General features: G+C 27.9%; 13 protein-coding genes. 1 reads left to right on the forward strand and 12 read right to left on the reverse strand.

Going from position 1 to position 8,340, the window contains the following annotated elements:
- Positions 1-62 precede the first annotated feature (62 nt).
- The 4 genes from ACVHXK_RS14770 to ACVHXK_RS14785 form a co-directional block, all read right to left on the reverse strand.
- A complete protein-coding gene (locus ACVHXK_RS14770; RefSeq protein ID WP_461207179.1) occupies positions 63-188 on the reverse strand; it encodes a cyclic lactone autoinducer peptide in 126 nt (41 codons plus the stop codon).
- Complete coding sequence (locus ACVHXK_RS14775) at positions 185-853, reverse strand: accessory gene regulator ArgB-like protein (RefSeq protein ID WP_461207180.1); 669 nt, start codon at positions 851-853, stop codon at positions 185-187. Before ACVHXK_RS14775 ends, ACVHXK_RS14770 begins: the two co-directional genes overlap by 4 nt.
- Position 854: 1 nt before the next feature.
- Positions 855-1,322 carry a hypothetical protein gene (locus tag ACVHXK_RS14780; RefSeq protein ID WP_461207181.1) on the reverse strand — a complete coding sequence of 156 codons (468 nt, stop codon included), beginning with the start codon at positions 1,320-1,322 and terminating at the stop codon, positions 855-857.
- Between the two features lie 135 nt (positions 1,323-1,457).
- Positions 1,458-2,003 (reverse strand): DUF5317 family protein, encoded by a 546-nt coding sequence (locus tag ACVHXK_RS14785; protein ID WP_461207182.1) that lies wholly within the window; start codon positions 2,001-2,003, stop codon positions 1,458-1,460.
- A gap of 366 nt (positions 2,004-2,369) precedes the next feature.
- On the opposite strand from ACVHXK_RS14785, the gene ACVHXK_RS14790 reads away from it, so the two are divergent.
- A complete protein-coding gene (locus ACVHXK_RS14790) occupies positions 2,370-3,386 on the forward strand; it encodes a hypothetical protein (protein ID WP_461207183.1) in 1,017 nt (338 codons plus the stop codon).
- A gap of 87 nt (positions 3,387-3,473) precedes the next feature.
- Here ACVHXK_RS14790 and ACVHXK_RS14795 read toward each other — a convergent pair whose 3' ends face one another.
- The 8 genes from ACVHXK_RS14795 to ACVHXK_RS14830 all read right to left on the reverse strand — a co-directional run bounded on the left by ACVHXK_RS14795 (position 3,474) and on the right by ACVHXK_RS14830 (position 8,022).
- Positions 3,474-4,430, reverse strand: coding sequence for an LCP family protein (locus ACVHXK_RS14795; protein WP_461207184.1), 957 nt, complete (start codon positions 4,428-4,430; stop codon positions 3,474-3,476).
- 110 nt (positions 4,431-4,540) lie between these two features.
- Positions 4,541-5,035 carry a VanZ family protein gene (locus ACVHXK_RS14800; RefSeq protein ID WP_461207185.1) on the reverse strand — a complete coding sequence of 165 codons (495 nt, stop codon included), beginning with the start codon at positions 5,033-5,035 and terminating at the stop codon, positions 4,541-4,543.
- 283 nt (positions 5,036-5,318) lie between these two features.
- The gene (locus ACVHXK_RS14805) at positions 5,319-5,768 is read right to left on the reverse strand and encodes a hypothetical protein (protein WP_461207186.1); all 450 of its coding nucleotides are present in this window, start codon (positions 5,766-5,768) and stop codon (positions 5,319-5,321) included.
- Positions 5,749-6,228: a DUF3990 domain-containing protein gene (locus ACVHXK_RS14810; RefSeq protein WP_461207187.1), complete on the reverse strand. Its 480-nt coding sequence runs from the start codon at positions 6,226-6,228 to the stop codon at positions 5,749-5,751. The genes ACVHXK_RS14805 and ACVHXK_RS14810 overlap by 20 nt, the downstream gene beginning before the upstream one ends.
- A 437-nt stretch (positions 6,229-6,665) precedes the next feature.
- Complete coding sequence (locus tag ACVHXK_RS14815) at positions 6,666-7,004, reverse strand: DUF2442 domain-containing protein (RefSeq protein WP_461207188.1); 339 nt, start codon at positions 7,002-7,004, stop codon at positions 6,666-6,668.
- A gap of 18 nt (positions 7,005-7,022) precedes the next feature.
- Positions 7,023-7,145 carry a DUF4160 domain-containing protein gene (locus ACVHXK_RS14820; RefSeq protein WP_461207189.1) on the reverse strand — a complete coding sequence of 41 codons (123 nt, stop codon included), beginning with the start codon at positions 7,143-7,145 and terminating at the stop codon, positions 7,023-7,025.
- Positions 7,146-7,433: 288 nt separating this feature from the next.
- Positions 7,434-7,769 (reverse strand): type II toxin-antitoxin system RelE/ParE family toxin, encoded by a 336-nt coding sequence (locus ACVHXK_RS14825; RefSeq protein WP_461207190.1) that lies wholly within the window; start codon positions 7,767-7,769, stop codon positions 7,434-7,436.
- 4 nt (positions 7,770-7,773) lie between these two features.
- The gene (locus ACVHXK_RS14830; protein ID WP_461207191.1) at positions 7,774-8,022 is read right to left on the reverse strand and encodes a type II toxin-antitoxin system prevent-host-death family antitoxin; all 249 of its coding nucleotides are present in this window, start codon (positions 8,020-8,022) and stop codon (positions 7,774-7,776) included.
- Between the last annotated feature and the right edge of the window lie 318 nt (positions 8,023-8,340).

An 8,340-nucleotide genomic window follows, 5' to 3' on the forward strand; every position in this document is an offset into this window, starting at 1 on the left:
CTTTAAAATAGAAACACTTAAGGTCGATAAAATCAACCTTAAGCTTGGTTTTTTCCTAATGCTTATTTTTCTCTTAAGCATTTAGGTTCTTCTGGTTGATATACTAACCAGAAGCATGCAGATGAAGCAACTGCAGCCGCAACAATAGTTGTCATAGCAGCAACTAATCCAAACATTTTCTTTTTCATACCATTTCCCTCCCTTTCAAAAATGATAAAATCCTATAAAAAAAAGCATCTATTTTCCAGATTGTTATATGCCCTATATGTGTAAGAGTAAAAGATTGCCATACAAAACCTCCACATATACAAAGAGAAAAGTTTAAAAATATTATGTCATTATTTAAGAGAAAAAGAAAGCTATTTATTACTATAATTACTACACAGACACATAAAATCAATATAGATGTTTTTTTCATCTTTTCTTTTTTCTTACGAGTTTTTATTGGTTTAGCTACACTATCTACAGGAGCTAACTTATTTATTATATAATAAGACCAAAAAAAAGATAGTACTGCTAAAAAAATAACATATTTTAAATTAATTAATGGAGTAATTATAAAGCATATTATAGAAGTTAATCCTACAGCAACAAAAGTACTTACAATAGCACATATCCCTGGAGAACTTGAATGCACACCACCAGAATATTTTCTAAGTATACTTATGGTAAATGCAAGAATCATAGTTTCAGTAAAAATGCCAAATAACAAACTGAATATAACAGTTAGTCCAATAGATAATAAAGTCTGCAATATAGCAAAAACGCCATAAGCGATTACCTCTTTTCTATCATTGTCAAGGTCTAGTTCTTTACTTATTGTTTCTGCAATATTATTAGTTAAATTCTCCATACTATTTATATTTCAACTCTTTTCTTCTAGATATTCTAATATAATTGATTGTGATAAATATACCAAATAAAATAATTGATGGTAATCCATATAACGTTTTTAGAATAGGATCATTCATCATAGTATCTAAATCTACTTTTAATATAAACTGAATAATAAAAAAATTTATTCCTTCAAACACAAATTCCACAATTAATGTTATTAGTCCTGCTCGTATAGCTTTGACCACTTCAATCTTATTTATATAATTAACTAAAATAATAAGAACTATTAAACTTAATATAGTATGTATTCCGTATTGAATAGGAAGTAACCTAATTAGAGACGCAAATATCCAAAATAAACCACCTGCAAGTAAATATTTTTTTAAATTAATACCTGTTTTTGAAAATGTATGTATAGCTAGAACAAATAAAAATTCTTCTGGTATCCCTCTTACAATAAATTCGAACCATGATATTGTTAACATTTCCTTACCTCTCTTATCTTAAGTTTTATAAGTTTTACTTTAATTTTTATTATAAATATTGCTTTAGATTTTAGAATGATAGTTTTCCTACGAATTTTGTTTTTAAAGTTATATATTATATAATTGTGAACTTTATTATTTTAGTTTTTGTATATTTATATACTTTATAGAACTATATATAATGATAAAGGTAAAAAGTCTTATAAAAACATCTCCAATGCTCAATATGCTATATCCAAGGTCCAAATAGTCTGTTAAAAACTTCACTTTTGTTGAACTACTGCCCAATATATGAATATCGTTTACTTTATCAAAAGAATCCGGTTTTGCATAACCAGTTAAATAAGATAATGTAGGGAAAACTGGCATCTTTCCTCCATTTGCAGCCATTGCTAATTTATTCAAGGCTGTACCTATAAAAATGCAAATTGAACCTACAAACGCGCTTTTATAAAGCGAATATTTAAATATCAACGCAAGAAATGTCAAAACATAAAGCGTTTCAAGTAATCTAGCATATTTAACAAATCCATAAAAGCCTAAAAATATGGTAATATTCATAACTACATATAATAAAGTAAATATTACCGGGGGGTATATTGCCCAATCTTTGAAAAGAGGCTTTAGCTTGTACCCCTTTAATTTTGCTATAAATAGCGCAAGTAATACTGTTTCTACCATAAAACCCCTCACATTCTTATAAATAAACCTATGTGCCCTTTGTAATATCTATTTATACAAATAAGTGAATTATTATGTATATTATAACACAATTAAATTATTGTTTCTATATTTACGAATTTTTATGTGAAAAAAAATCTTATACATGAAATTTAGTACATATAGTAATATTATCATAAATAACAATACTTTTGTATCAATTTGCTATTTCTTTTATTAAATTTACTTAACATTCCTAACAGAATATTATTATTATATAGAAGCTATCAACTCATTTGTAAATACTGTCTATTTATACTATAATAGACATAGTTTTTATTAAAAATAATAAATGAATAAAAAACTATGAAAACAAGGAGTCTAACAATGGAGCACAGTAATACCCCTACAAAGGTAAAAAGAAAAAAAGTTAAGAAAAAAGTTAAAAACAAAAAACCCGTTATTATAATCACATCGATATTATCAGTACTCACACTAACGATATTGATATTATTTATTCTTGTAACATCTGGAGGTAAAACTCTCATCTTTGAAGTAAACTCAAGTTCAAATTTAATAAGCGAAGTAGTTTCACTTAGCAAAACTGGTGGGGAATTAGAAATTTCATCAAAGGATATAAATGGAGTATTAGATTCTTTTGTAGTAAGTGGTGCCTTACCCGAAACTGACAATATTAGTATAGAATCTATTTTATGCACTATGACTGAAGATATATTTAGTCTATACATTCCAACCAAAATCAATAACATAGAAGTTTTATTAAATTGCACTGGTACTCTAAGTTACAATAACGACAATTTCAAATTCACTCCAAATAGCTTTAAACTAGGCAAATTAAAGCTTCCAACAGATTTTGTTATAAAAAAAATATCTCCATATCTAAAAAACAAAATATCATTAGAAGAGAATTCAATAATTATACCAAAGGATGCTTTACCTATTGATATTGATTCTGTTGAAATCAAAAACGGAAAAATTATTGCATCTATCGAAAAAATCATTGTAGAAGATATAGAAGAGGATTCCGAAACCGAGAATTCAGAAAATACTTCTCAAGAAAATACAACTGAAAAAACTGAGCAAGCAGGGCCTACGAAAGAAGAATTAAGACAAGCCCAATTAAGACAAACTGCATCAGATTTATCAAGAGTGTACAATGCCGTAAAAACTGATGCAGAAAAAAGTATTGTATCCACTATGAAATCTGTTGTTAATAGCATGATAAAAGATCCAAATTTCGACTATCAAAGTTCTTCAGCTTCAGTTAAGTCAAAATACAATGCACTTTCCCCTGATGAGAAAAGTGATATTAAAAATGCTATACTATTTAATATGGGTACCGATAGCCTTCGTAGTTTAAACAATACTTTTCATCTAATCTAAAAGAAAAACTAGTACAACTTATGTTTAAGATGTACTAGTTTTTTATTAATATAATTTCGTATTAATTATATATAAAAAAACTTTCTATTAATTATATATAAAATCCTTTAATTGTTCTGTTGTTTCATCTTTATCTATTACAAGATAATAAACACCATTTATCATCTCACCATGGCAAGAACCATCAACTGGAAATCTTTTTTGTAATAAATTTGTAGTATTAGATGTTACAACTGAAGTCATTAGCGCTATAATATCTGTTTTAGTAAAGCTTGTCTCTACATAAGGTAATATTTTATTTAAAACGCTAGTCATTTGAACTAAATCGTTAGTTTCTAATCCCTCAAATAGTTTTTGAAGTACTTCTCTCTGCCTATCAGTTCTTTCATAATCACCATTACCTTGGTATCTTATTCTACAATATGCTAAGGCTTGTGTTCCATTTAAATGATAATCACCTGCCGAATTAATACCCACGGCTTTCATACTTGGTATCTCATAACTCTTTATAGTTATGTCAACTCCACCTAATTCATCCACTATATCTTTTAGCCCTTCAAAATCAACTAAAACATAATCTCTCAAATCAAGATTAAAATTCTGATTAATAGTCTTCATAGAAAGTAAAGGTCCACCATATGCATAGGCATGGTTTATCTTAGTCATTCCATGTCCATCAATGGCTACGTAGGTATCCCTCATAATAGATGATAATTTTATTTCATTATGCTGATAGTCAATTGATAATATCATTATAGTATCTGATCTGCCTGTATCATCAGTTCTTTTATCTATACCATAAAGTGCTATATTTAAAGTCTTATTTTCTTCTTCAGTTTTATCCTCTGTTTCTTCTTCAGCTTCTTTTTCAAATTCATCATTGTCCTCAGTTGTAATTCCAAGTTCTTCGTCAGATTTTGTAATAGCTACTGTATTAACTTTATTTAAAGAATTGAAAGCTATAGCTATGACTGAACCTATAACTACTACCATAACAGATATTATAATAATAGCTATTTTGCCTTTTTTAGATATTTTTTTCATTAATTCTCACCTGTTTCCTTTTCGTTTTTCTAAATATTGCTATATAATTTAATCCATTGACATTATATCAATTTTTAATATATTTTACCATATATTTCTTGGGACAAATTCTATTGCAAATCACTAATATTTACTAGTGGTTTTTTTATGTGATTTTTTTTACGTTTCAATAATAGATAAATTATTATGCCACAAAGAGCACCCATGCTATCAATAAATACATCCTTTATCTGAGGACCTCTACCCGGTACATAAAATTGATGTATTTCATCGCTCATGGCATAAAAGACACAAAATAATATTGTTATTACAACATCGCTCCACAGGACTTTACCAATACTTCGCATGGCATTAATAGCTAATATCCCCAGGATAAAATATGCAAAGAAATGAGCATTTTTTCTTACAATATGATTGAAAGTATCCATATCCAAGTGAACATTTGAAACAACACTTTCTATTATAGCTATTACCTTTGCTGTTATTCCTTTGCTAAGGCCATTAGAAGTATCTGCTACTTGAGATGATAATTTAAAAATAAGAACCATCCAAAGAATAACCGCCATCCATGAAAGTATTATGTTTAATCTATTGTCTTTATTCATTGTATACCTCTTTTTCTGCAATTTTTATTTCACTATTTTTTTTAATTATAGCCCTTATTATATCATAATACTTTACTGCGAGGCTTCTATATCTACTTTTCTGATATTTTTGTTTGTTAATAATTATCTAAATGAGTATTTAATGTCAAAAAAACAGCTCCTTGTGGAACTGTTTAAGACTGCTTGTTTATGGTAATATTTGGACTACAGGGATTCTTACAAGAAATGAATGTCATTAAGAATTCATTTCTTGATTCGTTGTGGAGAATCATTACTAATCTCCTCAATCTAACATTTTTCCAGCTTTATAACTTTCATATATACATTCAGGAGTACAATAATAGAATCCTATTATATAATCATTAATACATTTCGATATATATGAATTATAAACTTCAAATAATGTATCAATTATATCTCCTTCTGCTCTCAATATAAGGTCCATATATACCCTTCCAATATCCCAAAAGGAAGGCACTCTTATATTAGCTTTTTGGCATTCCTCAACATTATCAAAATTACCACTCTGAATATTATATTCCTCTATGAATTCATAAGCAACAGAATCAATATTTTCACTATGCATTACTTCAGCATCTTGATATATTCTCTCTATCCCTTCTTTACCTATTTCATTTACAACTAAGTTTCTTTCATTTTTCGTTAATCTCGCTATGTACTCTATAAGTGAACACGTAAAAAGTAAATCATTATTAAATATCTTTTCTTTCACATTCAAAACTCCTCTCAAACCTTATTACATCTAATGCTCTATTAGTACAAAAGCATATCTGATGTGTTGGATATCGAAATTTTGCTAACTCCCAAAATGCCTTCCTGCTTATTTCACCCTTAAGAAATTGATTGACGAAAGTAAAAATTTCATCGTCAGCCATAGGTCCTTCCACTATATCGTATGAATGTTTTTTCCCATTTCTACAAGCAGCTATAAAATCTAACCAATCTTCAGTCATTTCGTGAAACACTGAAATATTTAGTTTTCTTGTTTGCAGATAATCATATTCATATATATTAACAAAGCCTTTACCCCGTCCTTTTCTTACAGCGCATTTTTTGGCTTGAGTATCAATATTAGTACAATAAAAGCCATTTCCAAAATCTTTATTAAATCCTACTTCAATTATTTCAGGTTGTTTCACTTCTATTGAACTTCCATGATATATTTCCAACATAATGGATTACCTCCTAAGCTTTTTCATTTATAAATACCATTATACTTATATTATATCTCACTAAAAGTATTTCTTAAACAAAAATAGTTGTATTTTATACATAAAGTTGAGTTAGAATTGGGTCCAAATATCCAATATAATCTAATCTATTTATTAATCTATCCAATGGTTAATATGCAAAACCATTGCTCCCATAGTTCGGCGTATTATGTTTTTCATAACTTATATCTTAATTATCGCCACTTTTTAACTATTCTATTTGATTTTTCTTATATTTTTATTTTATAATAATTCACTAAATAGTTATTTAGAGTATAAAAAAACTGCTTTATAAAAGCAGTTAAAATACATTTTATTGAATTTTTTACAAAATGTTCACGACCCTCGAGAGTCCGTCTAATAAATGGATGACGCCAGGAATTCATTTATTGGTTGCTTCATTTATTTGTTGTTGCTACTATCATAATAGAATCCATATATATTGAATCTTTACATATATCAATTCTATTGTTCCATACTATATTCGAATCTACATTTTTATCTTTATCCCAAGCTATATTTCCTGATTCATCAATAAAAACTTCTTTAAATTTATCTTTATTTTTTAGCACTTCAAATACTCCAAACATATTATTAGATAAATCATATAATCTTACTTCATTATTATCAAATACAACCGTTAATGTAAAGTCATCATTAGCAGTAACTTTAATAATTTTTTTTGATCCATTCTTAAAATAATCAGTAACTTTATCTGGTACTGTATTCTTAATCAATTTATCACCTCCAAAGTATTATTTCAAAGGATCTATTGGGAATAGTTCTTTTTGAAGTCGAGCAAGATACCATTCTTCCTTTAATTCTTCTTGATGTAGTGCTGCCCAACCAAATAACATTTTTAATTGCTTATTTGGCATCTTCCCATTTAACAACTCTATATCATCAATAGTTAATCAGCGTGAAAGTGAGGTGGTATATGGTCTCTATAATTAATATAAATTTTTATACCTCTAAACATACATATCGTTGGCATATCAAAAAACCTGCTTTAAAAACAGGTGAAATACATTTCATTGAATTGTTTCCAAAATATTCATGATACTCGAGTGACCTTCTGTAAATGGATGGCGACAGGAATTCATTTATTGGTTGCTCCCTGTCTACTTGACATGAGTCAGTTCAAATTTAAGAGTGCCTTTAAAAATTTATTCTGGTTCTATTTCAAATTTTTCATCTCTAAAAAGTATTTTAGTGTAATCTCGTCTTGCATATAATATTCGATAGATAGAAATATAAATATCATCTACCTTATAAAATACAATATAGTTTCCAGAGATTAAATATCTGTAGTTTGTTGAAACATCAACTTTTAACGATAAATCACCACCAAGCATTGGAAATTCCTTTAGTTTTTCATAGCTCTCGATGATTCTTGAAACTACTTTAACAGCAACAGTAGGATTATCTAGTTCATTTGTGATATATTCTTTAATATCAATCAAATCTCGTTTTGCAATCGGGTTAATTCTTAACTTATACATAAAACTATATACCTAAATCTTCTTTTACTTGTTCTTCTGTAAGCCATTCATCACCAATTTTAATAGCTTTTTCAGCTTCCATCAATTTTGACAAAAGTTTAATCGTAGCTTTGCTTTTTTCATATTCTTCTATATCAAGAATAGCAAATCTACCTCTGCCGTTTTTCGTTAAAAAAACAGGATCTCCTACTGTGATACCCTTCAGAACCTCATTATAATTTCTTAAATCCGATACAGGTTTAATATTAGGCATAACATCAACTCCTTTTATTGATATTATTATACCCTAATTTTACTTAATATACAACGTAAGTTTTTACAGCATATTTTGCATTTGAGCGTAAATATAAAAAACTTTCTATATTTAATAGAACATTTTATACTCTTTGATAGTTTTACCCTCTACGTCTATTGCCTTTTTTATCCATTAAATTCTCTACTTTCTTTTCTCTCCACTCCTACTTTTCCCTTCCTTCTTCGCATCGGATTCTCATCCTCATAGCCATCAACCTAAGAATACAATTTTATTCCAATGCTTGATGGCTATTTTAATTTATACAATTGGAAATTA

It is taken from the genome of Clostridium sp. DL1XJH146, from assembly GCF_054819755.1.

Coding starts and splice junctions, on each gene's coding strand:
- ACVHXK_RS14770 (WP_461207179.1), bottom strand. CDS start 188: ATGAAAAAGAAAATGTTTGGATTAGTTGCTGCTATGACAACTATTGTT.
- ACVHXK_RS14775 (WP_461207180.1), bottom strand. CDS start 853: ATGGAGAATTTAACTAATAATATTGCAGAAACAATAAGTAAAGAACTA.
- ACVHXK_RS14780 (WP_461207181.1), bottom strand. CDS start 1,322: ATGTTAACAATATCATGGTTCGAATTTATTGTAAGAGGGATACCAGAA.
- ACVHXK_RS14785 (WP_461207182.1), bottom strand. CDS start 2,003: ATGGTAGAAACAGTATTACTTGCGCTATTTATAGCAAAATTAAAGGGG.
- ACVHXK_RS14790 (WP_461207183.1), top strand. CDS start 2,370: ATGGAGCACAGTAATACCCCTACAAAGGTAAAAAGAAAAAAAGTTAAG.
- ACVHXK_RS14795 (WP_461207184.1), bottom strand. CDS start 4,430: ATGAAAAAAATATCTAAAAAAGGCAAAATAGCTATTATTATAATATCT.
- ACVHXK_RS14800 (WP_461207185.1), bottom strand. CDS start 5,035: ATGAATAAAGACAATAGATTAAACATAATACTTTCATGGATGGCGGTT.
- ACVHXK_RS14810 (WP_461207187.1), bottom strand. CDS start 6,228: ATGTTGGAAATATATCATGGAAGTTCAATAGAAGTGAAACAACCTGAA.
- ACVHXK_RS14820 (WP_461207189.1), bottom strand. CDS start 7,145: ATGCCAAATAAGCAATTAAAAATGTTATTTGGTTGGGCAGCACTACAT.
- ACVHXK_RS14825 (WP_461207190.1), bottom strand. CDS start 7,769: ATGTATAAGTTAAGAATTAACCCGATTGCAAAACGAGATTTGATTGAT.
- ACVHXK_RS14830 (WP_461207191.1), bottom strand. CDS start 8,022: ATGCCTAATATTAAACCTGTATCGGATTTAAGAAATTATAATGAGGTT.